The organism is Streptomyces coeruleofuscus, assembly GCF_039532725.1.
GTDB lineage: Bacteria > Actinomycetota > Actinomycetes > Streptomycetales > Streptomycetaceae > Streptomyces > Streptomyces coeruleofuscus.
Genome location: NZ_BAAASE010000007.1, coordinates 362,832 through 387,868 on the forward strand (window position 1 = coordinate 362,832; position 25,037 = coordinate 387,868).

At 70.0% G+C, this 25,037-nt stretch carries 20 protein-coding genes; 16 read left to right on the forward strand and 4 right to left on the reverse strand.

Going from position 1 to position 25,037, the window contains the following annotated elements; all coding sequences use genetic code 11:
• Window positions 1-85: 85 nt before the first annotated feature.
• The 14 genes from ABFX81_RS27955 to ABFX81_RS28020 all read left to right on the forward strand — a co-directional run bounded on the left by ABFX81_RS27955 (window position 86) and on the right by ABFX81_RS28020 (window position 17,117).
• Window positions 86-1,021: an ABC transporter permease subunit gene (locus ABFX81_RS27955; protein ID WP_086853458.1), complete on the forward strand. Its 936-nt coding sequence runs from the start codon at window positions 86-88 to the stop codon at window positions 1,019-1,021.
• Complete coding sequence (locus tag ABFX81_RS27960) at window positions 1,018-1,914, forward strand: ABC transporter permease subunit (RefSeq protein WP_086853460.1); 897 nt, start codon at window positions 1,018-1,020, stop codon at window positions 1,912-1,914. Before ABFX81_RS27955 ends, ABFX81_RS27960 begins: the two co-directional genes overlap by 4 nt.
• The gene (locus ABFX81_RS27965; protein ID WP_086853462.1) at window positions 1,911-3,197 is read left to right on the forward strand and encodes a pectate lyase family protein; all 1,287 of its coding nucleotides are present in this window, start codon (window positions 1,911-1,913) and stop codon (window positions 3,195-3,197) included. Before ABFX81_RS27960 ends, ABFX81_RS27965 begins: the two co-directional genes overlap by 4 nt.
• A gap of 20 nt (window positions 3,198-3,217) precedes the next feature.
• Window positions 3,218-4,381, forward strand: coding sequence for a Gfo/Idh/MocA family oxidoreductase (locus tag ABFX81_RS27970; protein WP_086853475.1), 1,164 nt, complete (start codon window positions 3,218-3,220; stop codon window positions 4,379-4,381).
• Window positions 4,378-5,226, forward strand: a complete 849-nt coding sequence (locus tag ABFX81_RS27975; RefSeq protein WP_086853464.1) for a DUF6807 family protein — start codon at window positions 4,378-4,380, stop codon at window positions 5,224-5,226. Before ABFX81_RS27970 ends, ABFX81_RS27975 begins: the two co-directional genes overlap by 4 nt.
• The gene (locus tag ABFX81_RS27980; RefSeq protein ID WP_086853466.1) at window positions 5,223-6,731 is read left to right on the forward strand and encodes a family 43 glycosylhydrolase; all 1,509 of its coding nucleotides are present in this window, start codon (window positions 5,223-5,225) and stop codon (window positions 6,729-6,731) included. Before ABFX81_RS27975 ends, ABFX81_RS27980 begins: the two co-directional genes overlap by 4 nt.
• Window positions 6,732-6,765: 34 nt before the next feature.
• Window positions 6,766-8,754, forward strand: a complete 1,989-nt coding sequence (locus ABFX81_RS27985; RefSeq protein WP_086853468.1) for a pectinesterase family protein — start codon at window positions 6,766-6,768, stop codon at window positions 8,752-8,754.
• Window positions 8,755-8,803: 49 nt separating this feature from the next.
• Window positions 8,804-10,153, forward strand: a complete 1,350-nt coding sequence (locus ABFX81_RS27990; protein ID WP_086853470.1) for an extracellular solute-binding protein — start codon at window positions 8,804-8,806, stop codon at window positions 10,151-10,153.
• Between the two features lie 124 nt (window positions 10,154-10,277).
• Window positions 10,278-11,075 carry a GDSL-type esterase/lipase family protein gene (locus ABFX81_RS27995; protein WP_086853472.1) on the forward strand — a complete coding sequence of 266 codons (798 nt, stop codon included), beginning with the start codon at window positions 10,278-10,280 and terminating at the stop codon, window positions 11,073-11,075.
• Window positions 11,076-11,109: 34 nt separating this feature from the next.
• Window positions 11,110-12,420, forward strand: coding sequence for a pectate lyase family protein (locus tag ABFX81_RS28000; protein ID WP_086853473.1), 1,311 nt, complete (start codon window positions 11,110-11,112; stop codon window positions 12,418-12,420).
• A 132-nt stretch (window positions 12,421-12,552) separates the two neighbouring features.
• Window positions 12,553-13,683, forward strand: coding sequence for a pectinesterase family protein (locus ABFX81_RS28005; protein WP_346138837.1), 1,131 nt, complete (start codon window positions 12,553-12,555; stop codon window positions 13,681-13,683).
• Window positions 13,684-14,715, forward strand: a complete 1,032-nt coding sequence (locus ABFX81_RS28010; RefSeq protein ID WP_086854827.1) for a pectinesterase family protein — start codon at window positions 13,684-13,686, stop codon at window positions 14,713-14,715.
• A complete protein-coding gene (locus ABFX81_RS28015) occupies window positions 14,708-15,973 on the forward strand; it encodes a pectate lyase family protein (RefSeq protein ID WP_086854826.1) in 1,266 nt (421 codons plus the stop codon). The genes ABFX81_RS28010 and ABFX81_RS28015 overlap by 8 nt, the downstream gene beginning before the upstream one ends.
• Window positions 15,960-17,117: a dienelactone hydrolase family protein gene (locus ABFX81_RS28020; RefSeq protein WP_086854825.1), complete on the forward strand. Its 1,158-nt coding sequence runs from the start codon at window positions 15,960-15,962 to the stop codon at window positions 17,115-17,117. Before ABFX81_RS28015 ends, ABFX81_RS28020 begins: the two co-directional genes overlap by 14 nt.
• 3 nt (window positions 17,118-17,120) lie before the next feature.
• On the opposite strand, the gene ABFX81_RS28025 is transcribed toward ABFX81_RS28020, so the two are convergent.
• Entirely contained in the window at window positions 17,121-19,328 is a 2,208-nt protein-coding gene (locus tag ABFX81_RS28025) for a family 43 glycosylhydrolase (protein ID WP_086854824.1), read from the reverse strand.
• A 246-nt stretch (window positions 19,329-19,574) separates the two neighbouring features.
• Between ABFX81_RS28025 and ABFX81_RS28030 the strand changes: the two genes are divergently transcribed.
• Window positions 19,575-20,729: a right-handed parallel beta-helix repeat-containing protein gene (locus tag ABFX81_RS28030; protein ID WP_346138838.1), complete on the forward strand. Its 1,155-nt coding sequence runs from the start codon at window positions 19,575-19,577 to the stop codon at window positions 20,727-20,729.
• A 214-nt stretch (window positions 20,730-20,943) separates the two neighbouring features.
• On the opposite strand, the gene ABFX81_RS28035 is transcribed toward ABFX81_RS28030, so the two are convergent.
• The 3 genes from ABFX81_RS28035 to ABFX81_RS28045 form a co-directional block, all read right to left on the reverse strand.
• On the reverse strand, window positions 20,944-21,777 hold the full coding sequence (locus ABFX81_RS28035; protein ID WP_086851526.1) for a pectate lyase: 834 nt from the start codon (window positions 21,775-21,777) through the stop codon (window positions 20,944-20,946).
• 85 nt (window positions 21,778-21,862) lie between these two features.
• The gene (locus ABFX81_RS28040; protein WP_086851524.1) at window positions 21,863-22,708 is read right to left on the reverse strand and encodes a hypothetical protein; all 846 of its coding nucleotides are present in this window, start codon (window positions 22,706-22,708) and stop codon (window positions 21,863-21,865) included.
• Window positions 22,705-23,310, reverse strand: a complete 606-nt coding sequence (locus ABFX81_RS28045; RefSeq protein WP_086851523.1) for a SigE family RNA polymerase sigma factor — start codon at window positions 23,308-23,310, stop codon at window positions 22,705-22,707. Before ABFX81_RS28045 ends, ABFX81_RS28040 begins: the two co-directional genes overlap by 4 nt.
• A gap of 269 nt (window positions 23,311-23,579) precedes the next feature.
• Here ABFX81_RS28045 and ABFX81_RS28050 point away from each other — a divergent pair, with 269 nt between their 5' ends.
• Complete coding sequence (locus tag ABFX81_RS28050; protein WP_086851522.1) at window positions 23,580-25,037, forward strand: solute carrier family 23 protein; 1,458 nt, start codon at window positions 23,580-23,582, stop codon at window positions 25,035-25,037.

Sequence of the window (25,037 nt, forward strand, 5' to 3'; positions counted from 1 at the left end):
CGACCCGGCACGACCCTGCACAGGAAGAAAGCGCTTCCCGCGCACGCACGACGTACCACCGACGTACTGAGATCGGAGAACAGTCATGGCCCAAGCCGCAGCCGTGGCGAAACCGCCCGCGCCACCCCGGCGGCGCCGTGCCTCCGCCACCCCGCGCAGGCTCCCCTACCTGCTGATCGCACCGGCCGCCCTGCTCATGCTGGGCTTCATCGCCTACCCGGTCATCAGCGTCTTCTACTACAGCCTGCAGAACTACAACCCCACCAAGCCCTGGCGGAACGGATACGCGGGCTTCGACAACTTCGTCCACGCCTTCACCGAGGACCCCGTCTTCTGGGACACCCTGGTCTTCAGCGCCAAGTGGGTCTTCGTCGAGGTCGGCCTCCAGCTGCTGTTCGGTCTCGCACTGGCCCTCATCGTCAACCAGACCTTCGTGGGCCGGGGCCTGGGACGCGCGATGGTCTTCTCCCCGTGGGCCGTCTCCGGTGTCCTCACCTCCGCGATCTGGGTGCTGCTCTACAACTCCCAGACGGGCATCACCCGTTACCTCGCGGACCTCGGCATCGGCTCCTACGGCACGAGCTGGCTGTCGGACACCTCCACCGTCTTCCCGGCGGCGATCGTCGCCGACCTGTGGCGCGGGGTGCCCTTCTTCGCGATCCTCATCCTCGCCGACCTCCAGTCCGTCTCGAAGGACCTCTACGAGGCCGCCGAGGTCGACGGGGCCAGCCGGATCAAGCAGTTCTGGCACATCACGCTGCCCCATCTGAAGGACGCCATCATCCTGTCCACGCTGCTGCGCGCGGTCTGGGAGTTCAACAACGTCGACCTGCTCTACACGCTGACCGGCGGCGGCCCCGCGGGTGAGACGACCACGCTGCCGCTGTACATCGCCAACACATCCGTCGACGCCCACAACTTCGGCTACGCGTCGGCCCTGACCACGGTGGCGTTCGTGATCCTGCTCTTCTGCTCCATGGTCTATCTGCGGCTGAGCAAGTTCGGAGGCGAGAGCAAGTGAGCGTCAAGGAAGCCACCAAGGCGGCGCCCGCCCCGGCGCCCGCGGCCCCCGAACCGCCGCGCCCCGCCAAGGGCAAGCGCGCCTGGGACGAGGCGCCCCGCTGGCAGATCTACCTGCCCCTGGGGATCTACCTGGTCTTCACCCTCATCCCCTTCTACTGGATCCTGCTGTTCGCCCTGCGCCCGGCCGGCTCGACGTCGCTGGTGCCCTGGCCGATGACCTTCGACCACTTCGAGAAGGTGTGGACGGAGCGCAGCTTCGGCACCTACTTCGCCAACAGCGTGCTCGTCGGCGTCGCCACCCTGGTCATGACGACCCTCGTCGCCCTGGCCGGCGGCTACGCCCTCGCCCGGTTCGACTTCAAGATCAAGCGGGCGTTCATGCTGGCCCTGCTGTGCTCCCAGTTCGTGCCGGGTGCGCTGCTGCTGGTCCCGCTGTTCGAGATCTTCGCCGAACTCCAGATGATCAACAGCCTCGGCAGTGTCATCCTCGCCGAGACGGTCTTCCAGCTACCGCTGTCGATGATCCTGATCAGCAACTTCATCAAGAACGTGCCGTACTCCCTGGAGGAGGCGGCCTGGGTGGACGGCTGCGGCCGCATGACGGCCTTCCGGATCGTCGTGCTGCCGCTGCTGCGGCCGGGTCTGATCGCCGTCGGCTCCTTCGCCTTCGTGCACTCCTGGAACCACTTCCTGTTCGCCCTGATGTTCCTCAACAACCAGGACAAGCAGACCATCCCGGTCGGCCTGAACACCCTGATGAGCGCGGACAGCGTCGACCTGGGCGCCCTCGCCGCGGGCGGCATCATCGCGGCCGTGCCGGTCGTGCTCGTGTTCGCCTTCATCCAGAAGTGGCTGATCACCGGGTTCAGCGCGGGGGCGGTGAAGGGATGAGACTGCGCCAACTCGCCGTCGCGGCAGGGCTGGTGGGCGTGCTCTGCGTCCCCGCCCACGCGGAGGACCGTGACATCAGCCGCGACACGCTGCCCGCGAACGACGGCTGGGCCTCCGCGGGTGAAGGCACCACCGGAGGCGCGGCCGCCGACGCCGACCACGTCCACACCGTCACGGACCGCGCGGAACTCGTCCGCGCCCTCGACGGCGGCAGCGACACCCCGAAGATCATCAAGATCGCCGGGACCATCGACGCCAACACCGACGACGACGGCGACCGTCTCGACTGCTCCGACTACGCCACCGGCGGCTACAGCCTGAAGAAGTACCTCGCCGCCTACGACCCCCGCACCTGGGGCTCGGCCAAGCCCAGCGGCCCGCAGGAGGAGGCCCGCCAGGCCTCCGCCGCGAAGCAGGCCGAGCGGGTCGTGCTGCCCGTCGGCTCCAACACCACCATCGTCGGGCTCGGCGACTCGGCCGTCCTGAAGGGCGCGAGCCTCCAGGTGCGGAACGCGGACAACGTGATCATCCGCAACCTCGACATCCGCGACGCCTACGACTGCTTCCCCGTCTGGCAGCCCAACACCGGCGGCCTCGGCGACTGGAAGACGGCGTACGACACGATCTGGCTGGCCGGCGCCACCCATGTGTGGGTCGACCATGTGACGTTGAGCGACAAGGGCCACCCGGACGCCGAGGAGCCCACCCACTTCGCCCGCAACTACCTGCGCCACGACGGACTGCTGGACATCACCAACGGTTCGGATCTGGTGACCGTCTCCTGGAGCCGGTTCGCGGACCACGACAAGGCGATGCTCATCGGCAACGGCGACACCGCCACCGGCGACCGCGGGAAGCTCCGGGTCACGCTCCACCACAACGAGTTCGAGTCGGTCGTCCAGCGTGCCCCGCGGGTCCGCTTCGGCCAGGTGCACCTCTACAACAACCGCTACGAGATCACCGGCGACGACTACCGCTACTCCCTCGGCGTCTCCACCGAGTCGAGGATCCACGCGGAGAACAACGCCTTCCACGCGCCCGGCCACGTGGAGGTCGCCGACCTGGTCAAGAGCTGGAACGGCAGCGCCCTGCACCAGAGCGGCACGCTCTTCAACGGCTTTCCGGTTGACCTGCTCATGATCTACAACGCCTACAACTCGGGCAGTGAGCGCGACCTGACGGGCGATGTCGGCTGGACGCCCGCCCTGCACGGGCGGATCGACAGCGCCGCCGTGGCCGACCGGGCCGTGGCCCGCGGCGCGGGTGCGGGGAGGATCCCGTGACCGGTCGCATGATCGACTCCATGAACACACCTCTGCCTGTCGTCCTCGCCGGCGCCCGGGGCCACGGCCGCTGGCACGTCGAGAACATCCGCCGCCTCCAGGAGAAGGGCCTCGTACGGCTGGCCGGCGTCTGCGAACTGACGCCGCTGACCGAGGCGGAGCTCGACGGCCTGGGCACGCCCGAGCAGTCCGCCGACTTCGGCGCCCTGCTGGACTCCACGGGCGCCCGGATCGCCGTGATCTGCACACCCATCCCCACCCACACCGACCTGGCCCTCGCGGCGGCCGAGCGGGGCGTGCACCTCCTGCTGGAGAAGCCGCCCGCCCCCTCGTACGCGGAGTTCCGCCGCATGGCCGACGGGGTCGCGGCGGCCGGTGTCGTCTGCCAGATCGGCTTCCAGTCGCTGGGCTCGCACGCCGTGCCCGCCATCCGCGAGCTGATCGCCGAGGGCGCGATCGGGCAGCTGGCCGGGCTCGGCGGGGCCGGTGCCTGGGTGCGGAACGAGGACTACTTCCGGCGGGCGCCCTGGGCGGGCAAGCGGCGGCTGAACGGCGTCGACGTGATCGACGGGGCGCTGACCAACCCGCTCGCCCACGCCGTCGCCACCGCCCTCGCCCTCGGCGGCAGCACCCGCGCCGAGGACGTCACCGGCATCGAGACGGAACTGCTGCGCGCCAACGCCATCGAGTCCGACGACACCTCGTGCGTCCGGGTCAGCACCGCCCAGGGCCACCCGGTCACCGTCGCCGCGACCCTGTGCGCCGAGCAGGCGGACGAGCCGTACGTCCTGGTGCACGGCAGCACCGGCCGGATCACCTTCTGGTACAAGCAGGACCGCGTGCTGCTCCAGCGCGCGGGGCACGGTCCGGAGGAGTTCGAGCACGGCCGCACCGACCTGCTGGAGAACCTCGTCGCGCACCTCACCACCGGGGCGGACCTGCTGGTCCCGCCGGAGGAGACCGGCGCCTTCATGAAGGTCGTGGAGGCCATCCGCACGGCCCCCGACCCGGCACCCCTGCCGGACACCGCCTGGCACCGCGTCCCGGGCGAGAACCGCCGGGTGGTGCCCGGCGTCGACGGGCTCGTCGCGGCCGCCGCCGACACCCTCTCCCTCTACTCCGAGCTGGGCGCCCCCTGGGCACTGACCTCGGAGCACCTGTCGAAAGAGGTGAGCACCAGATGACCAGCAGCAACGACACCGCGGTGCTGCGTGTCGCGGGACGGCCGGTCGGCCGGTACGTCACCCGGCCCGAGCTGCCGGCCCGGCTCTCCCCGCGCCCCTATCTGCACCCCGTCACCACCTTGGCCGGCACGGCGGTCACCGAGCTGACCCCCGCCGACCACGCACACCACCTCGGCGTCGGTGTCGCCGTTCCCGACGTCGAGGGGTTCAACTTCTGGGGCGGGCGCACCTACGTCCGCGACCAGGGCCCGACCGAGCTGGACAACCACGGCTCCCAGCGGCACGTCATGTTCCAGCTGCGCGACCCGGACGGCTTCGTGGAGGAGCTGCGCTGGGTGGCGGCGGGCGGTGAGCTGCTGCGCGAGCGCCGTACGGTCGCGGCCACCGAACTCACCGACCAGGCCTGGGCACTGGACCTCACCTTCTCCCTCACCAACGTCACCAAGTACCCGCTGTCGATCGGCAGCCCCGCGACCAACGGGCGACCGGGCGCGGCCTACGGCGGTTTCTTCTGGCGGGCCCGCAAGGAATCCTCCGCGCCGGAGGTCTTCTCGGCCGGGGCCGAGGGCGAGGAGCGGGTCCACGGCCGTCCCGCCGACTGGCTCGCCCTGAGGGGCGGCACCTGGACGCTGGTCTTCGCCGGCGCCACCGAACAGACCCGCCGCGACCCGTGGTTCGTGCGCACCGAGGAGTACCCGGGCGTCGGTTCCTCGCTGGCGCACGGCGAGCGGCTGCCGATCCCGCCGGGCGAGACCGTCGTCCGCCGCGTGGTCACCGTCGTCGCCGACGGCCGCCTCGACCGGGACGCCGCGGCGGCCCTCGTCCGCAAGGCGGTGAGCCCGTGACCACCGAGACCTACCGCAACCCGATCCTCGACGCCGACTGGTCCGACCCGGACGTCGTCCGCGTCGGCGACGACTTCTACCTGACCGCCTCCAGCTTCGGCCGCGCCCCCGGACTGCCCTTACTCCACTCCCGCGACCTGGTGAACTGGACGCTGGTCGGCCACGCGCTCGACCGTCTGGAACCGGCGGAGGAGTTCGAGAAACCCCGCCACGACTGCGGCGTCTGGGCCCCGTCCCTCAGGTACCACGACGAACGGTTCTGGATCTTCTGGGGCGACCCCGACCAGGGCATCTTCCAGGTCAACGCCCCCGAGATCAGGGGCCCCTGGACCCGCCCGCACCTGCTGAAGGCCGGCAAGGGCCTGATCGACCCCTGCCCCCTGTGGGACGAGGACACCGGCGAGGCCTATCTGGTCCACGCCTGGGCCAAGTCGCGGTCGGGCGTCAAGAACCGCCTCACCGGGCACCGGATGCGCCCCGACGGCACCGAACTCCTCGACGAGGGCAAGGTGATCGTCGACGCCGACCGCATACCCGGCTGGTTCACCCTCGAAGGTCCCAAGCTCTACCGTCACGACGGCTGGTTCTGGATCTTCGCCCCCGCCGGGGGAGTGGAGACGGGGTGGCAGGGCGCCTTCCGCTCGCGCGGCTTCTTCGGGCCGTACGAGGAGCGGATCGTCCTGGAGCAGAAGGACACCGACGTCAACGGCCCCCACCAGGGCGGCTGGGTGCGCACCGCGTCCGGCGAGGACTGGTTCCTGCACTTCCAGCAGCGCGGCGCCTACGGCCGGGTCGTGCACCTCCAGCCGATGCGCTGGGGTGGGGACGGCTGGCCGGTGCTCGGGGACGACGGCGCCCCCGTCGCCGTGCACCAGAAGCCCGGCCTGCCGCCGCAGCCGCCCGCCGCGCCCGCCACCGACGACGACTTCCCCGGCGGACGGTACGGCCGCCAGTGGCAGTGGACGGCCAACCCCGGCGACGGCTGGGCCACCCAGCACTCCGGGGACGGCCTCCGGCTGGCCTGCGTCCGCTCGGCCGACGCGCACGATCTGCGCAAGCTGCCGAACGTCCTCACCCAGCGGTTGCCGGGCACGCCCTGCACGGTCGAGGTGGAACTGCGGCTCGACAGCGACGAGCCCGGGGCCCGGGCCGGTCTCGCCGTCCTCGGGGACGCGTTCGGCTGGATCGGCCTCCAGCGGGGCGCGGACGGGACCGCGCACCTCGTGCACCGGTTCGCCGAGGCGGTGGCGGACGCCGAACGCGACGCCGCCCACCCGCGGCTCGCGCCCGGGGGCCGGGCCCGGCTGCGGATCGAGATCGGCGCGGGTGCCCGCTGCCGCTTCTCGGCCGACGTCGGCGACGGCTTCCGGCCGTCGGGCCCGGTCTTCGCCGCCACCCCGTGGCGCTGGGTCGGCGCCCTGCTCGGCCTCGTCGCCCTCGCGCCCGCCGGCCAGGGACACGCCGGCGCGGCCACCTTCACCCAGTTCCGGATCAGCGCCTCGTAACACACCCGAAGTCGTACGCCTGTTGGGAGCCGCAATGACGCACTTCCGTAGCAAGCGCTTGTCGAGACCGGGGCACGGCAAGGTCGTGGCCGCCGTGCTCGGCCTCGTCGCCGCGCTCAGCCTCGGGACCCTCGGGGACGCACAGGCAGCCCCGCAGTCCCGGGCCGTGCCCGCCGCGGACCGCTGGACCGACCGGCCGCACGGCTTCGCCTCCCTCGCCGGCGGCACCACGGGCGGCGCGGGCGGCAAGGTCGTCACCGTCACCGACCAGGCCGCGCTCGCCAAGTACGCGGCGGCCGAAGAGCCGTACGTCATCCGCGTCAAGGGCTCCCTGGACATGGACCCCTTCGGCACGGAGATACCCGTCGCCTCCGACAAGACCATCATCGGCGTGAGCGACACCGCCGAGATCGTGCACGGCGGCTTCACCCTCGACCCCGGCACGCACAACGTGATCATCCGCAACCTCGCCATCCGCGACACGGCCATCGAGGGCAACTGGGACTGCAAGGACACCGACTACGACGGCATCCGCCTCGACACCGCCCACCATGTGTGGATCGACCACATCCGCTTCTCGCGGATCTGCGACGGCCAGCTCGACATCCGCAAGGACAGCGAGTACGTGACCGTCTCCCACAACCAGTTCACGAACAACAACAAGACCTTCGGCATCGGCTGGACCCCGAACGTCAAGACGCAGATCACCGTCGACCACAACTGGTTCCGCGGCACCAAGCAGCGCAACCCGTCCGCCGACAACGTCGCCTACGCCCACCTCTACAACAACTACCTGTCCTCGCAGCTCTCCGACGGCGACCCCGTCTGGACGTACGGCAACTGGTCGCGCGGCCGGACGAAGATGGTCATCGAGAACAGCTTCTACGACGGCGTCCAGCACCCCTACCAGGCCGACGCCACCGCCGAGCTGGTGCAGCGCGGGTCGATCCTGCGGAACACCACCGGCCGGCACGACGCGTGGGGCACGGCGTTCGACCCGCGCGCGTTCTACGACTACCGGCTCGACCCGGCCGCGGCCGTGCCCGCGCTGGTGAAGCGGTTCTCCGGGCCGCAGAAGCGGATCGGCGGCCCGGTCGTGCTGCACGTCCCGGGCGACTACCCGACCGTGCAGTCCGCCGTGGACGCCGTGCCCGAGGGCAACGACACCCCGCTCACGATCGCCGTCGCGCCCGGCACGTACCGCGAGAAGGTGTTCATCCCCGCGACCAAGCCGCACCTCGTGCTGCGGGGGACCGGACAGGACCGGTCCGACACCGTCATCGTCTTCGACACGCCCGCCGAATACGGGGGTTCGACCGGAAGCGCCACTGTCCGGATCGCCGCGAACGACGTGACGGCTCGCAACCTCACCTTCGGCAACGACTTCGACGAGGCCGCGCACGAGCTGAAAGGCGAGCAGGCGCTGGCGATGAAGACGACCGGCGACCGGATCGTCTTCGAGGACACCGCCTTCCTGGGCAACCAGGACACGCTGATGACCGACAGCCCCAAGCTGACCACCGTCAGCCGGGTCTACGTCCGCGACTCCTACATCGAGGGCGACGTCGACTTCGTCTACGGCCGGGCCACGACGGTGATCGAACGGTCGGTGATCCGGGCGCTGAGCCGGGGCTCGGACACCAACAACGGCTACATCACGGCGGCTTCGACCTGGAAGGGCAACCCGTACGGGTTCCTGATCACCAGGTCGAAGATCGTCAGTGACGCCCCCGCCGGGAGCTTCCACCTGGGCCGGCCCTGGCACCCGGGCGGCGAGCCCGACGCGATCGGCCAGGTGCTGATCCGCGACACCGAACTGCCCGCCGCGATCAAGTCCTCGCCGTGGACCGACATGAGCGGGTTCTCGTGGAAGGACGCGCGGTTCGCCGAGTACCGCAACCACGGCCCGGGCGCGACGGTCACCGCCGACCGTCCGCAGCTGAGCGACCAGGAGGCCCGGTCCCACACCGTCGCCGCCTACCTCAGGGGCACGGACGACTGGGCACCCCACGCCCGCCACTGACCCCCCACACCTTCAAGTCCCGCTGGATCCAGAAGAAGAGAGCCGACCAATGAAGATCAGCAATCGCAGAAGCAGGCGCGCCGCCACGGCCGTCGCCCTGGGGGCCGTACTCGCGCTGACCGTCACCGCCTGCGGCGACGACGGCAGCGGGGCGGGCGGCGACAAGGGCGCCGACGGCAGCGGCAAGGGAAAGATCGTCTTCTGGGACAACAACGGCGGTGTCCGCACCGAAATTTGGAAGGAGGTCATCGCCGACTTCGAGAAGGCCAACCCGGACATCAAGGTCGAGTACGTCGGGATCGCCTCCACCGAGTACCAGTCCAAGGTCGACACCGCCCTCCAGGGCGGCGGTCTGCCGGACGTCGGCGGGGTCGGCGCGGCGATGCTCGCCGGGTTCGCCGCACAGGGCGCGCTGGAGCCGCTGGACGAGCGGCTCGCCAAGTCCTCGCTCAACGGCAAGCTCAACAAGGACATGGTCGAGTCGCTGAAGGCGGCCGGCGGTGGCGACGACAAGCTGTACTCGATCCCGACCTCCGCGAACAACGGTGTGCTGTACTACCGCACCGACCTGTTCAAGAAGGCGGGGCTCCAGGAGCCGACGACCTGGGACCGGTTCTTCGAGGCCGCGAACAAACTCACGAACAAGGGCAAGAACGAGTTCGGCTACACCATCCGCGGTGGCGCGGGCTCCATCGCCCAGGCGCTCGACGCGATGTACGGGCAGTCCGGGATCACCTCGTTCTGGGACTCCAGCGGTGAGAAGACCACCGTCAACGACCCCAAGAACGTGGCGGCGCTGGAGAAGTACGCGGCGCTGTACAAGAAGGTCACCCCCGCGGCCGACCTCAACAACGACTTCACCAAGATGGTCGCGCAGTGGGACTCCGGCACGATCGGGATGCTGAACCACAACCTCGGGTCGTACCAGGACCATGTGAAGGCGCTCGGGGTCGACAAGTTCCGCGGTATTCCGCAGCCGACCGGTCCCGGCGGGAAGCGGGTCCAGGTCTCCAACCCGGTCGACGGCATGGGGCTGTTCAAGAGCTCCAAGAACAAGGACGCCGCGTGGAAGTTCATCGAGTTCGCCACGTCCAAGGCGGAGAACTCGAAGTTCAACGAGGCGGCGGGGCAGGTGCCGTCGAACACGGACGCGGCGAAGGACGCGTGGATTTCCAAGGCCGAGCCCACGAAGCTGGCTGCTGACGCGTTGTCGGACGGATCGACGACGATCGTGCAGCTGCCGTACTACCTGCCGGACTGGAACACGATCTCCAAGGCCGACAACGAGCCGAACCTCCAGAAGGTGCTGCTCGGGAAGATGAGTGCGAAGGAATTCCTGGACACGTTGGCTGAGCAGCTGAACACCGCGCAGGAGGAGTGGAACCAGCAGAAGGGTTGATTTTCGCTGGGTTTCGCCGTGGGACGGCCTGTGGTGTGCAGGGTGCGGGCCGTCCCTGGCTTGTCGCGCCCACGCGGCGGAGCCGCAAATCGATACAGCCCCGCGCCCCTAGGGAGTTTCATTCATGTCTCTCAGTCGAAGACAAGTCGCTGTCGCCGCTGTCGCCTCCGTACCTCTCGCGTTTTCCGTCACCGGTACCGCACAAGCCGGCGGTCACCGTCATCGCACCCTCTACATCGCCGGTGATTCCACCGCCGCCCAGAAGTATGCGAACGCCACTCCTGAGACCGGGTGGGGTATGGCGCTTCCGTTCTTTCTCGGCAAGAACAGGCCGGTCGCCAATCACGCTGTGAACGGGCGGAGTTCCAAGAGCTTCGTCGACGAAGGGCGGCTGGAGGTGATTCTGTCCGCGATCCAGCCCGGCGATTTCCTCCTCATCCAGTTCGGTCACAACGACCAGAAGGCGGAGGACCCCACTCGCTACACCGAGCCCTGGACGACGTACCAGGACCATCTGCGGATGTACGTCGAGGGGGCCCGGGCCCGTGGGGCGCGGCCCGTGCTCGCCACCTCCGTCGAGCGGCGGAGGTTCGACGGCGCCGGGAAGGCCGTGACGACGCACGGCGAGTACCCGGCGGCCATGCGGGCGCTCGCCGCCGAGGAGCGGGTCGCGTTGCTCGACATCCAGGCGCTGTCGCTCGCCCTGTGGCAGGAGCTCGGGGTCGAGGAGACGAAGAAGTACTTCAACTGGACCGCCACCGAGCAGGACAACACGCACTTCAATCCGCCGGGCGCCATCGCCGTGGCCCGGCTGGCGGCGAGGGAGCTGCTCCGGACCCGGGTGCTCGGGCCGCGCGATGTGCGCCGGCTGGACGAGCGGATTCCCGAGTCGTGGATCACCTGGCCGGAAGCCGCCGCGTAACACCCCCCCGACGCAGTAGGAAGAGAGCCGCACCATGAACGTTCGGAAGTGTCATGATCATGCCAGAGTGAAGGTCGCCGCGGTGGTCGGGTGTGCCGCGCTGGTGCTGTCCCTGAGCGGTACCGCCGCGCAGGCCGGGCCCCGGGACGTGGCCCGCCAGACGCTCGGGGCCAATGACGGGTGGGGGGCGTACGGCACCGGTACCTCGGGCGGTGCCGCGGCCGATGCCGCGCACGTCTACACCGTCACCACCTGGGAGCAGTTCAAGGCCGCCCTGAAGGACGGCGGGTCCGCGCCCAGGATCATCAAGGTGAAGGGGATGATCGACGCCGTCTCCCAGGGCTGTGAGGCGTTCGAGGCCGAGGGGTACGACTTCCAGAAGTACCTCGCCGCCTACGACCCGGCCGTCTGGGGGCACGACAAGCCGGTCAGCGGTGAGCAGGAGGAGCTGCGGGCCGCCTCAGCCGCCCAGCAGGACAAGGCCATCAAGGCGAACGTGCCCGCCAACACCACCATCATCGGCGTGGGCAAGAACTCCGGGATCCTCGGCGGCAGCCTCCAGATCAAGGGAGTCGACAACGTCATCGTCCGGAACCTGACCATCGAGGCCCCGGTCGACTGCTTCCCGCAGTGGGACCCTACCGACGACAACAAGACCGGTGCCTGGAACAGTGAGTACGACGGGGTGGTGGTCTACGGCTCCACGCACGTGTGGGTCGACCACAACACCCTGACCGACGGCCGCTACCCCGACAGCTCCCTGCCGTCCTACTTCGGCAAGACCTACCAGCAGCACGACGGGCTGCTCGACGTCGTCCGCGGCTCCGACCACGTGACCGTGTCCTGGAACTCGTTCAAGGACCACGACAAGACCATGCTGATCGGCAACAGCGACAGCGCCACCGCCGACGACACGGGCAAGCTGAAGGTCACGCTGCACCACAACCGCTTCGAGGGCATCGTCGAGCGGGCGCCGCGCGTGCGGTTCGGGCAGGTCGACTCGTACAACAACCACTTCGTGGTCACCAAGGGCCAGAAGTGGGGTTACGTCTACGGCATCGGCAAGGAGTCCCGGCTCGTCGCCGAGCACAACGCGTTCACGCTGGCGCAGGGCGTGAGCCCGGCGAAGATCCTCAAGAAGTGGAACGAGGCGCCGGTCACCGCGGGCGGCAACCACGTCAACGGCAAGGCCGTCGACCTGATCGCCGTGCACAACGCGGAGATCCCCGGCGAGACGCTCCAGTCGGGCGCCGGCTGGACTCCGACGCTGCGGGCCGGCGTCGACCCGGCGAAGGCGGTCCCCGGCATCGTCGGTGCCCGCGCGGGCGCCGGCCGCGTCTGCTGACCTGACCTGACCGGCCTGTGAACCGGCCGGGGCGGCCCGCATCGCACCCCCGCCCCGGGGTGCGCCCGCCCCGGCCCTTTCCCAGCTCACCACAGCCACCCCGCACCAGCCGCACCGCGAAGGAGCACCCGTATGCTCTCGCAGCCCCATGTCCCCCTCTCCCGCCGCAAGTTCCTCCTCACGACCGCCGCAGCGGGTGCCGTCGGCGGCCTCGCCGCCGTCCCCGCGCGGGCCGCCGGCACCCGGCCGCGCCCGTTCGGCCGGTACGGCTCACCGGCCGCCCGCCTGACATCCAGGACCCTGTACGTCCACCCGGGCGGCGCCGGTGACTTCACCACCGTCCGGGATGCCGTCGCCGCGGCGCACGGCAGCGGACACACCCTCGTCATCGCCCCGGGCACGTACCGGCAGACCGTCGCCGTCGACTCCGCCCGTACGGAGATGACCTGGATCGGGGCGAGCGAGAACCCCCGTGACGTCGTGATCGTGTACGACAACGCGGCCGGGACGCCCAAGCCCGGCGGCGGCACCCACGGCACCACCGGCTCCGCCACCACGACCGTGCAGGCCGACGGCTTCACCGCCCGCTGGATCACCTTCGCCAACGACTGGCTGCGCGCGGACCACCCCGGGACCACCGGCACCCAGGCCGTCGCCATCAAGGTCCAGGGCGACCGGTCCGCCTTCCACCACTGCCGGTTCCTCGGCCACCAGGACACCCTGTACGCCGACTCGATGGCGCTGGGCATCTTCGCCCGCCAGTACTTCGCCCACTGCTACGCCGAGGGCGACGTCGACTTCGTCTTCGGGCGGGCGACCGCCGTCTTCGAGCACTGCCGCTTCCGGACACTGAACCGGACCGACCTGTCGGCCGCCCCGTACGGCTTCGTCTTCGCCCCCTCGACGGCCGGTGCCAACCCCCTCGGGTACCTGGTGACGAGGAGCCGCGTCGACAGCGAGGCTCCCGACGGCCACTACAAGCTGGCCCGCCCCTGGGTGCCCAGCTCCGACACCACCGCCCGTCCCATGCTCACCGTCCGGGACACCTGGCTCGGCCCGGGCATCGACGCGGTCGCGCCCTACACCAACATGTCGAACGCCCACCCCTGGCAGTCGATGCGGTTCGCCGAGTACCGCAACACGGGACCGGGCGCCGCCGTACCGGTTCCGGAGAACCGGCCCCAGCTCACCTCCGAGCAGGCCCGGTCGGCCACCCGCGCCGGTTATCTCGGCGACTGGGAGCCGTGGAAGGAGGCGTGCTGAGTGCGCCGGCGCACCCTTCTCACCGGACTCGCCGGCGGCCTGGCCGCCACCGGCGCCGCACCCGCCTTCGCCGCGCCCGGCCGTCACCGCGTCCTCCACGTCCGGCCCGGCGACTCCGTGCAGGCAGCCGTGGACGCCGTGGGCGGGCCGCGCTGGACCGTCGTCGTGCACCCGGGGACGTACCGCGAGGTCGTCAGCGTCCCGGCGGGGAAGGCCGGACTGACCCTCAGGGGTGCCACCCGGGACCCGCGTGACGCCGTCATCGTGTACGACAACGCCAACGGCACGCCCAAGCCGGACGGCTCGGGCACGTACGGCACGGCGGGCTCGGCGACCTTCACCTCCGCGGCCCCCGGGCTGACCGTCCGCGACCTGACCCTGGCCAACGACTGGCTGCGCGCCGACCATCCGGAGATCACCGGCACACAGGCGGTCGCGGCGTACACGTACGGCGACCGCACCCGCTTCGAGAACGTCCGGCTCCTGGCCCACCAGGACACCCTCTTCGTCGACACGACCGCGCTCGGCACCTTCGACCGGCAGTACTTCCGGCACTGCTACATCGAGGGCGACGTCGACTTCGTCTTCGGGCGGGCCACGGCCGTCTTCGAGCACTGCCGTTTCCGCACGCTGGCACGGGACGTGGACTTCACCCCCAAGGGCATGGTCTTCGCCCCCTCCACGGCCCGGGCCAACCCGCACGGCATCCTCGCCGTCCGCTGCCGGATCACCTCGGGCGCCGAGGACGGGGCGTACAAGCTGGCCCGGCCCTGGGTCCCGTCGTACGAGACCACGGCCTGGCCGTCGCTGGTGGTGCGGGAGACCCGGATCGGTCCGGGCATCGACGCGGTGGCTCCGTACACCAACATGCGGGACGCCCACCCCTGGCAGACCATGCGGTTCGCCGAGTACCGGAACTCGGGGCCGGGGGCGGCGGTTCACGTTCCGGAGAACCGGCCGCGACTCACCCGCGCACAGGCCCGGTCGCACACCAGGGAGACGTACCTCGGCGACTGGCGGCCCTATGCGTAGGGCCGCTGCTCTCCTCCTCGGCCTCTGCCTGCTCTGGCCGGTCTCGCCGGCCTCCGCCGCCGAACGCGCCCCCGTCGGCTGGGCCTCGACCGGCTCCGGCACCACCGGCGGGGCGGGCGGTACCACCTGGACGGTGGACACCCGCGCCGAGCTCAAGCAGGCCCTGGCGAACGGCGGCGCACCCACCGCGCCCAAGGTCATCCGGGTCGTCGGTGACATCTCCGGGCACGAGGCGGACGACGGTTCCCTGCTCGGCGAGCAGGACTACGCGCCCGGATACGACCTCGGCAAGTACATGTCCTGCTTCGGCGAGGACGGCGCCGTCTGGTCCGACACCCGCTTCGACCACTGCAAGCAGCAGCGGCAGTTGCGCCAGACCGGGTCGAACAAGGAGAAGGCGCAGATCCAGCTCACCGTGCCGAGCAACACCACGCTCGTCGGCGTGGGCCGGGACGCCCGGCTGCTCGGGGTGTTCCTGACGGTCAACACCGGCAGCGACATCATCGTGCGGAACCTGCATCTGGAGGCGCCCGTCGACCACTTCACCAGCTGGTCCCCGGACGACGGCACACACGGAAGCTGGAACGCCCGCTTCGACGCGCTCACCGTGATCACCGGCAAGAACATCTGGATCGACCACTGCACCTTCACCGACGGCCGCTTCCCCGACCGCGAGGCGCCCCTCGGCTTCCACGGCGAGCGCGTGCAGCGGCACGACGGGCTGCTGGACATCGAGGACGGCTCCGACTTCGTCACCGTCTCCGACAGCCGGTTCGTCGATCACGACAAGGCGATCCTGATCGGGTCGGGCGACGGGCGCGGCGACCGGGACCGGGGGCACCTCAAGGTGACCTTCGTCCGCAACCTGTTCAGCGGCATCGTGCAGCGCGCCCCGCGTATCCGCTTCGGGCAGGTGCACGTCGTCAACAACGTCCACCGGGGGCAGGCGCCTCTCTACGCCCTGGGCGTCGGCGTGGAGTCCGCGATCTTCTCCGAGCGCAACGTCTTCCGGTACCCCGGGGGCCGGCCGTCGCTCGCCGTCGCGGACTACGGGGGCGAACGGTTCCGCGACACCGGCTCCTGGTTCAACGGCCGGCCCGCCCGGCTCGACGCCGTGGCGAGCGGTCTCGGCCTCGGGAGCGACGTCGGCTGGGATCCCGCCGACGTGTACGACTACCGCGCCCTGACGTCCCCGTCGGCGGTCGAGCGTCACGTGCTGCGGCACTCCGGAACAGGGAGGTCGTATGGGTACCCATGAGCCGCTCGGCCGGCGGACGTTCGTGGTCGGGGCGAGCACGGCCCTGCTGGCCGGGGGAGCGGTGAGCGGGGCGGAGGCGGCGGTCGTGGACGGCCCGCTGCCCGACTTCCACCCGGCACTGAAGGACGCCCTGACCTTCCCGCTCGCCTGGGGGCGATCCCCGGTCCGCGACTTCCGCGCCTGGCGGCGTGCCGCCCGGGCCATGGTCGAGGAGCACCTGCTCGTCGAACGGCAGGACGGGACGCCGTACACACCGGAGACCGGTGGTCGTGCCCAGGGCGAGGGATATACGCGGCAGTTGGTCACCGTCTCCCTCACCCGCTACGAACGGGTACGCGGCGCCCTTCTCACCCCGCACGGCAAGGGACCCTTCCCCGCCGTGCTCCTCCTGCACGACCATGGCGCCAGGTTCGACATCGGGAAGGAGAAGCTCGTCCGGCCCTGGTACGACGACACGCGGCTCGCCTCCGCCCGGGCCTGGGCGGACAAGTACTTCAGCGGGCGGTTCGTCGGGGACGAACTGGCGCGGCGCGGCTATGTGGTGCTGTGCCTGGACGCGCTCGGCTGGGGCGATCGCGGGCCTCTCGCCTACGAGCAGCAGCAGGCCCTCGCCTCCAATTTCTACAACCTAGGCTCCTCGCTCGCCGGGCTCATGGCCCGGGAGGACCAGCGGGCCGCCGCCTTCCTGGCCGGACTGGACCACGTGGACGCCCGGCGGGTCGCGGCCGTCGGCTTCTCGATGGGCGCCTACCGCGCCTGGCAGACCGCCGCCCTCAGCGACCACGTCGCCGCCGCCGCGAGCGTCTGCTGGATGACCGGCCTGAAGGAGATGATGGTGCCCGGCAACAACACGCTGCGCGGGCAGTCGGCGTACTACATGCTCCACCCGGGGCTCGCCCGGCACCTCGACATCCCCGACGTGGCGAGCATCGCCGCACCCCGGCCGATGCTGTTCCTCAGCGGCGGGCTCGACACGCTGTTCCCGGCCGAGGGCGTACGGGTCGCGTACGACAAGCTGCGTGCCGTCTGGCGGTCACGCCACGCCGAGGACCGGATACGGACGAAGACGTGGCCGGAGCTCGGCCACGTCTTCACCCACGAGATGCAGGACGAGGTCTTCAACTGGCTCGACGACGTCCTGTGAGGCTCATCGCCGTACCGGCTTGATGCCCTCCAGCGTCGGCACCACCGGCTTGATGCCGCCGTCGGCCGCGAACTCCATGCGGTCGATGGTGGTCTCCCGGTGCATGCCGTCGCCGCCGGGCCTGCCGGGGCCGTTGAGGGCGAAGCGGTGGTAGACCATGTACCAGTCGTCGGTGCCCGGGGTGTTCACCACCGAGTGGTGACCCGTGCCGAGGATGCCGTACTCGGGCCGCTTCTCGAGGATCGTCCCGCGCTTGGTCCACGGGCCGAGCGGGGACGGTCCCGTCGCGTACGCCACGTGGTAGTTCTCGCTGCGGGTGTCGTCCTCCGACCACATGAAGTAGTACGTGCCCTTGCGCTTGATCACGAAGGAGCCCTCGCGGAAGTTGTCCGGGGTGATGTCCTGCACCTTCGACGCGTCGAAGGACACCATGTCGTCGCCCAGCGGCACGACGTACCCGCGTCCGTTGCCCCAGTACAGGTACGCCTGGCCGTCGTCGTCCGTGAAGACCGACGGGTCGATCATCTGGCCCTTGAGCGCCCCGCCCTTGGCGACCAGCGGCTTGCCGAGCGCGTCCTTGAAGGGGCCGGCGGGGGAGTCGGCCACCGCCACGCCGATCTGCTGCTCGGCGCAGAAGTAGAAGTAGTACTTGCCGTCGCGCTCGGCGATCGCGGGCGCCCAGGCGTTCTTGTCGGCCCAGGTCACGTCCGGCCCGAGGTCGAGGATGACGCCGTGGTCCTTCCAGTTGACCAGGTCCTTCGACGAGTACGCCTTGAACTTGGTGCCGCTCCAGCCGGGGAAGCCGTCCGTCGTCGGGTAGATCCAGTACCTGCCGTTCAAGTACTGCACGTCCGGGTCGGCGTTGAGGCCGGGCAGGAGCGGGCTGCGGGTACGGACCGCCTCGACCGTCCAGGTGCGCTTGGTGCCGTCGGCCGCCGTCACGGTGTACTTCTGCGGCTTGCGGAAGTCGCGGCGCGTGCCGGACTTCGGGCTCAGCACGGCGCCCTCACCGACCCACAGCTTCGGGGCGAGGCCGCGCAGATCGGCATCCGGCTCCATCGGCAGCACGACCTTGGACGCGCTGTCCGTGACGATCGAGTAGCCCTTCTGGTGCTTGGCCGTCGCGTCCACGACCGAGGTGGGCGTGGCCGGGTAGGCCGCCAGCAGCCGGTCGTACTCCTTCTGTGTCACCGGGAGCACCGTGCCGTGCCGGGGGCTCGCCGGGAGCTGGTAGTTCGTGGACGGGGTCCACTTGCCCGAGGCGAGGTCGGTGGTCTCGAACGGGATGTAGCCCCGGCCGCCGTACTCGTCGCTGAACAGGTACCACTTCTTCTCGGTGTTCGACTTGAACACCGTCGGGCCCTCACCGCGGTCCATCGCGCCCTTGCCGATGCAGTCGGCCACGAACTCGTACTTCGTCGAGGTCAGGGACGTCGACTTCTCACCGGTGATGAACTTGGAGCAGGGGCTGGAGGAGCTGGGGTCCCGCTCGTCCTTGGTGTAGCGGTAGTACTCGTCCTTGTACTTCACGACCGTGGAGTCGATCACCGAGTAGCCGGGGTCGTTCCAGATCTTCGGCTCGCTGAAGGTGCGGAAGTCCTTGGTCGTCGCGTACATCATCTTGTTGTACGTGTTGCCCTTGTGCTCCGGGTCGTCGTCGGCGTACAGCTTCGACGCCCAGAAGACGACGTACTCACCGAGCTCGTCGTCCCAGTAGGCCTCCGGGGCCCAGGTGTTGCCCGCGTTGTCCGGGGAGACCTTCACCAAACGCTGGTCGGTCCAGTTGACCAGGTCGGTGGACTCCCAGACCATGATCGACTTGCTGCCGTGCCGCTGCACCTGGTCCCAGCTGCCGCTGGAGTTCTTGTACATCCGCAGGTCGGTGGCGATCAGGAAGAACTTGTCGCCCTCGGGGGAGCGGATCACGAACGGGTCGCGCAGGCCCTTCTCGCCGATCGTCGACGTCAGGACCGGCTTGCCGGCGTTCAGCTCACGCCAGTGCAGCGCGTCGTTGCCCCGGCTGAGGGCGTAACGGATCTGCTCGCCGTCGGCGGTGCCCTCGCCCGTGAAGTAGGCGAAGAGATAGCCGGCGTACTTGGAGTGCTTCACGGGTGGTGCTCCGGAGTCCGCGGCGCCGGGTGGCGCCGTGAGAAGGGTCAGGAGGAGGCCGGTCAGGGCCAGGAACGGGAGCAGGAGCGTGCGGGGGCGCATGACACTTCCTGTCGGAGTCTGGGGGATTCTGTTGGGTAGCGGCCATCGGAGTTTCACCGGACGGGGACAGGGCGTCAACGGGTGTGCATGAGGCGGGTGGTTCCGAAACTTTCGCAAGCTCGGGCACGCCGGTGCACGTGACGGCGGCAACCCTTTCGCGGCGCGGCGGCGACTGCTGGTCGGAAACGGGACGGAGCGGGCCCCTCCGACCGTTTCCGTTCCCGTTCCCCAGGAAAGGACCGCTTCGTGCTGCTCAGCGCAGGACGCCACCGCAGGACCCGTACGCTCGCCGTCGCCGCCGCGGTGGTCTGCGCCTCGGGGGCGGGCGGCGTCTACCTCGGGCTCTCGGGAGGCGGCGCGCAGGCCGCCTCGTCGACGGTCACCGTCTCCACCGCGGCCCAGCTCGAAGCGGCCGTGAAGAACGCCACCGCGGGGACCACCATCCAGGTCCGCGGCGGCACCTATTATCCGGACGCCACCCTCAAGTCCACGGCCAGCGGCACCAGTTCGGCACGCATCACCCTGCGGGCGCACGGCGGCGAGAAGGTCCGGATCGACGGTTCGAAACTGCCCGCCGGCTCCTGGCTGGCCGCCGTCCACGGCGACCACTGGACCGTCGAGAACCTCGCCTTCGTCAACTCACCCGCCCAGGGCTTCGTCGCGACGTCCTCCGTCGGAGGCGTCTTCAGGAACCTCGTCACCGCGGACAACGGCGACTCCGGCTTCACCCTGCGCGGCGACGGCACGACCGGCAACCTCGTGCAGAACCTGGACAGCCACGGCAACTACGACCCGGCCGGCCACGGCCGGAACGCCGACGGCATCGCCGTCAAGTTCGGCTCAGGGACGGGCAACAGGATCACCGGTGCCCGGCTGTACGACAACTCCGACGACGGCCTCGACCTCTGGCAGTTCTCCTCACCGGTCACCATCGAGCACTCCTGGGCCTTCGGCAACGGCGAGAACCGCTGGAACGACCCGGCCTTCGAGGGCAACGGCAACGGCTTCGAACTGGGCGGCGGCGGAGCGTCCGTCGCCCATGTCGTCGACAACAACGCCGCCTGGGGCAACACGCTGCACGGCTTCACCGAGAGCTCCAACACCGGCGCCATCGCCATGAACCGCAACACCACGTACGCCAACGCCCACAACGGTTTCCACTTCGCCACCGGCAAGGCCCGCCTCGGCAGGAACCTCGCCGCGAGCGACGAGGGCGGGCCCGCCGAGCTGGGCACCTCGGCCGTCTCCGCAGGCAACGACTGGGACGGCGGCGTCGCCGCCCCGCCCTTCAGGTCGACGGACGCGACCAGCGCGTACGGAGCGCGCCGGGCGGACGGATCCCTCCCCGCGACGACATTCCTGACCACCGGCTCGACGACCGTCGGCTCGACGATGGACTAGAGGCTCTCGCCGCATGGCGACGCCCCCGCCGGTGTGAACCGGCGGGGGCGTCCTGCCGTCTGGCCGAGGGGGGCTCGGCCAGGGCTGTTCGACCGTCCGGAGGGGGGCTCCGGAGGGTCGGGGTGCCGGGAAGTCCGACTGGGGGCCCGGACATCCGGCATCCGGCCGGCCCGAGGGGGATTCGGGCCGGCCGGAGCTCACACGTGCTGCGGCATCACTGGTAGCTGATGTCCGAGGCCTTGAACTTGCAGGTCTTGCCGTCCGGCCCGGGCGGGGTCAGCTCCTTGGGCTCCTTGCCCGTGTTGTTGCCCTCGAAGCGCACACACGTCTTGATCTTCTTCTTGCTGTCGCCGTGGATGCGGATCTTCGACAGCGTGGCCGTGTCGCCGTAGTTGGCGTTCACGCCGACGATCGAGTTCATGGGCGCCGTGACGTCGATGTCGTTCAGCACGACCGTGCGCTTGTACTGCGTCTTGCAGTTGCCGCAGGAGCGCACCAGCTTTCCGGCGTTCTGCACCTGGAAGCCCGAGACGTTCAGCGTGCCGGCGCCGTTGAACTGGAGCACCTTGTCGTCGGCGTTCTTCGCGCCGCCGCCGATCACCTTGTACACGGCCGACGACGACTTGCCCTTGAAGCTGGCCGCGTCCTCGCCGACGTCCATCCACCACACGTTCTGGAGCGTGCAACTGCCCTTGCAGTGCACGCCGTCCGCGGCCGGGGTGCCGATGATGACGTTCTTGAGGGTCGCGCCGTCGGCCAGCTCGAAGAGGGGGGCCTGGCCCTCGTCCTGGCTGTCGCCGCCGAGCGCGCCGGAGCCGTAGAACATCTTCATCCCGCCGTCGCGGACACCGGAGACCGGGATGGTCTCCGACACGGGCGTCTTGCCCTTGTCCGTGGGCCAGGAGGACGCGGCGCCCGCGGTGGACAGCATCGACGTGGTGACGATCGCCGCTCCCGTGATGCCGAACGCCGATAACCCGGCGATCATGGCCCGCCGCTTGGTGACCCGGCGACGATGGCGGACGCGCTGTTCTGCTGGTGCAGTCATGTACCGATTCCTCAATGGGTGGTGACTCTTGCGCCTGGTGGTCGCCACCGGTGAGGGAAGGGTTGCCGTTGCCTTCAGAAATTTTTCACGAGTCGTCGTCGGTGTCGTCCACGGCCGCGAAACCGCCGCCCACGGACAGCCGCTCCGCACCGGCGGCGGCCGTCACCGTGTAGCGGTCGGCGCCGGCGTCACGGCCGCCGCGCTCGTGGTCGAACTGGCCCGCGAACACCCACTCGCCCGCCGGGACCTTGCGGCCCTCCTTCAGGGTCCAGGTGTAGACGAGGAAGCCGTCCCGCTCGCCGACCGTGAGCGTGAAGTCCTGCTCGGGCAGCGACCGCCACGCTCCCGCGTCGGACACCCCGCCGGTCTGGGCGACGCTCAACCGCACGGTCAGCGCGGTCAGTTCCTCGCGCGTCTTGACCGTGATGTTGCTCTGCGCCCAGAAGTCGTTGCTGTGCGGGTCGACCGAGCCGTCCGACCACAGCGGCCCGTCCTCCGTGGCGGCGGGCGGCCGCCCCGTGACGGAGGTACTCGGCGTCCGTGAGGGCGGCGGAGCGGACTCGCGGCGCTCCGGCGGGGCGGACGGCGTGGGATCCACCGGCGGCGCGGGGGCCCGGCTCGTCGCCTCCGGCGACGGCGTGGGCGTGGGCGTCGTCGCCACGCCCTGCTGCTGCGGGGCGGTCTCCTCCTTCACCGCGGACGCGACCGCGTAACCGCCCACCGCCAGCACACCCGCCACCGCGGCCGTCGCACCGGCCACCCGCATCCACCCGAACACCGGCGGACGCGTCACCCGGTGGCCGGAACCGGCCGGACCGGCCATACCGCGCTCGACCCGGGCCAGGATCTGCTCCCGGTCGGGCTGGTGCGTCCCGGCCGCCTCGTGCAGCCGGGCGCGCAGCTCCTCGTGCACGTCCCGCCGCATCGTCATCGGTCCCTTCCTCCGCCCTCACCGGTGCGCGCCCGCAAGCTTTCCACGACCGGCGGGCAACGGGGAGTGCCCACCGCCGCGTGCATCCGCTGCGGTACTCCCTGTGTGCCCAGCAACCGCTGGAGTTCGGCCATTCCCTTGGAGGTCTGGCTCTTCACCGTACCCACCGAGACGCCGAGCGCGAGCGCGGTGTCCTTCTCCGAGAGGTCGAACGCGTGCCGCAGCACCACACAGGCCCGCTTGCGGAACGGCAGCCTGCGCAACGCCTTCTGGACGTCGACCACGCCCGCGACGTCCGGGTTCTCGGTGTTCTCCTCGCGCTGCGACCAGAACAGGGCGATGCGCCGCCGCTCCCGCACGGCGCTGCGGATCCGGGTCCGGGCCAGATTGGCGACCACACCGCGCGCGTACGCAGCCGGATGGTCGGCGGAGCGCACCCGGTCCCAGCGGTGCCACAGCGCCAGCAACGCGTCCGCCGCCAGGTCGTCGGCGGTGTCCGACTCGCCCGTCAGCAGGTAGGCCAGACGGGACAGTTCGGCGTAGTGACGCTCGAAGAAGGCGTGGAACTCCACGGAGGCGGCGTCGTCGACGACTGTGCCCACGGGCGACCTCTCCTCGCAGCGGCTTCGGGCACTCCGGGCCGGGGTGCCTATGCGTGTCATGTAGATGACATGTGATCATCCGGGGGAGGTCCGGACGAGATCGGGAAGCGTAGCAGCGTTCTCAGGATGGTTCGTACGGAGCTTCGAACGGCGTATGGCAGGCCGGACTCTGATTCCGTAACACGAAGAAAACCTGAATGTGGTTCAACGCGGGAACAATCCAGCCAGCATCCGCACCCCGATCACCCAGGCACCGAGGAGCACCCGTCATGTCCGAATCCCAGAAGGTGGCCGACCGGCCCGACGCCGCACCACCGGCGGTGAACAGCGTCGACCGGTTCTTCAAGATCTCCGAGCGGGGATCCACCTTCGGCCGTGAGATACGCGGCGGCTTCGCCACGTTCTTCACGATGGCCTACATCCTTGTCCTGAATCCCATCATCCTGGGCAGCGCGAAGGACAAGTTCGGGCACCAGCTGGACGCCGTCCAGCTCACCACCGCCACCGCCCTGGTGGCCGCGGTCATGACGATCATCATGGGCGTGGGCGGCAATCTGCCCCTCGCGCTCGCCGCCGGACTCGGCCTGAACGCCGTGGTCGCCTTCCAGATCGCCCCGCTGATGAGCTGGGACGACGCGATGGGCCTGATCGTCCTCGAAGGCCTGCTGATCTGCGTGCTGGTGGTGACCGGCCTGCGCGAGGCCGTCATGCACGCCATACCCCAGCCGCTCAAGCAGGCGATCAGCGTCGGTATCGGCCTGTTCATCGCCTTCATCGGCTTCGTCGACGCCGGGTTCGTCAGCCGCATCCCGGACGCCGCGAACACCACCGTGCCGGTTCAGCTGGGCGGCACCGGAACGCTCGCCGGGTGGCCGATGCTGGTCTTCTGCCTCGGCGTTCTGCTGACGATCGGCCTGCTCGCCCGCAAGGTCAAGGGCGCCATCCTGATCAGCATCGTCACCATGACGGCGCTGGCGATAGTGATCAACTCCATAGCCGACATCAAGAGCTGGGGCCTGACCACACCGTCCTGGCCCGGCAAGCTCGTCGACGCTCCCGACTTCGGACTCATCGGCGACTTCGACCTGTTCGGTGCCTTCAGCGCCCCCGGCGTCGGGGTCATCACCGTCGTGCTGCTGATCTTCACCCTGATCCTGTCGGACTTCTTCGACACCATGGGCACGGTCGTCGGCATCAGCGCCGAGGCGGGCCTGCTCGACGAGGAGGGCAAGGTCCCGAACCTCGGCCGGGTGCTGCTGATCGACGGCGCCGCGGCGGTCGCGGGCGGCGCTGCCTCGGCCTCCTCGGCGACCTCCTACATCGAGTCCGCGGCCGGCGTCGGCGAGGGCTCGCGCACCGGCTTCTCCAACCTGGTCACCGGCTCACTGTTCGGCCTCGCGCTGTTCCTGACCCCGTTGCTCACCATCGTCCCGCTCCAGGCGGCAGCCCCCGCCCTGGTCGCCGTCGGTTTCCTGATGATGACCCAGGTCAAGCACATCGACTGGGACCGCTACGACATCGCCATCCCCGCGTTCCTCACCATCGCCGTGATGCCGTTCACCTACTCCATCACCAACGGCATCGGCGCCGGCTTCCTCGCCTACGTCGTCATCAAGACCGTGCTCGGCAAGGCCAAGGAGGTCCACTGGCTGCTGTGGGGTACCTCGGCGCTGTTCCTCGTGTACTTCGCGATCGACCCGATCGAGCAGCTGCTGGGAGCGAAGTAA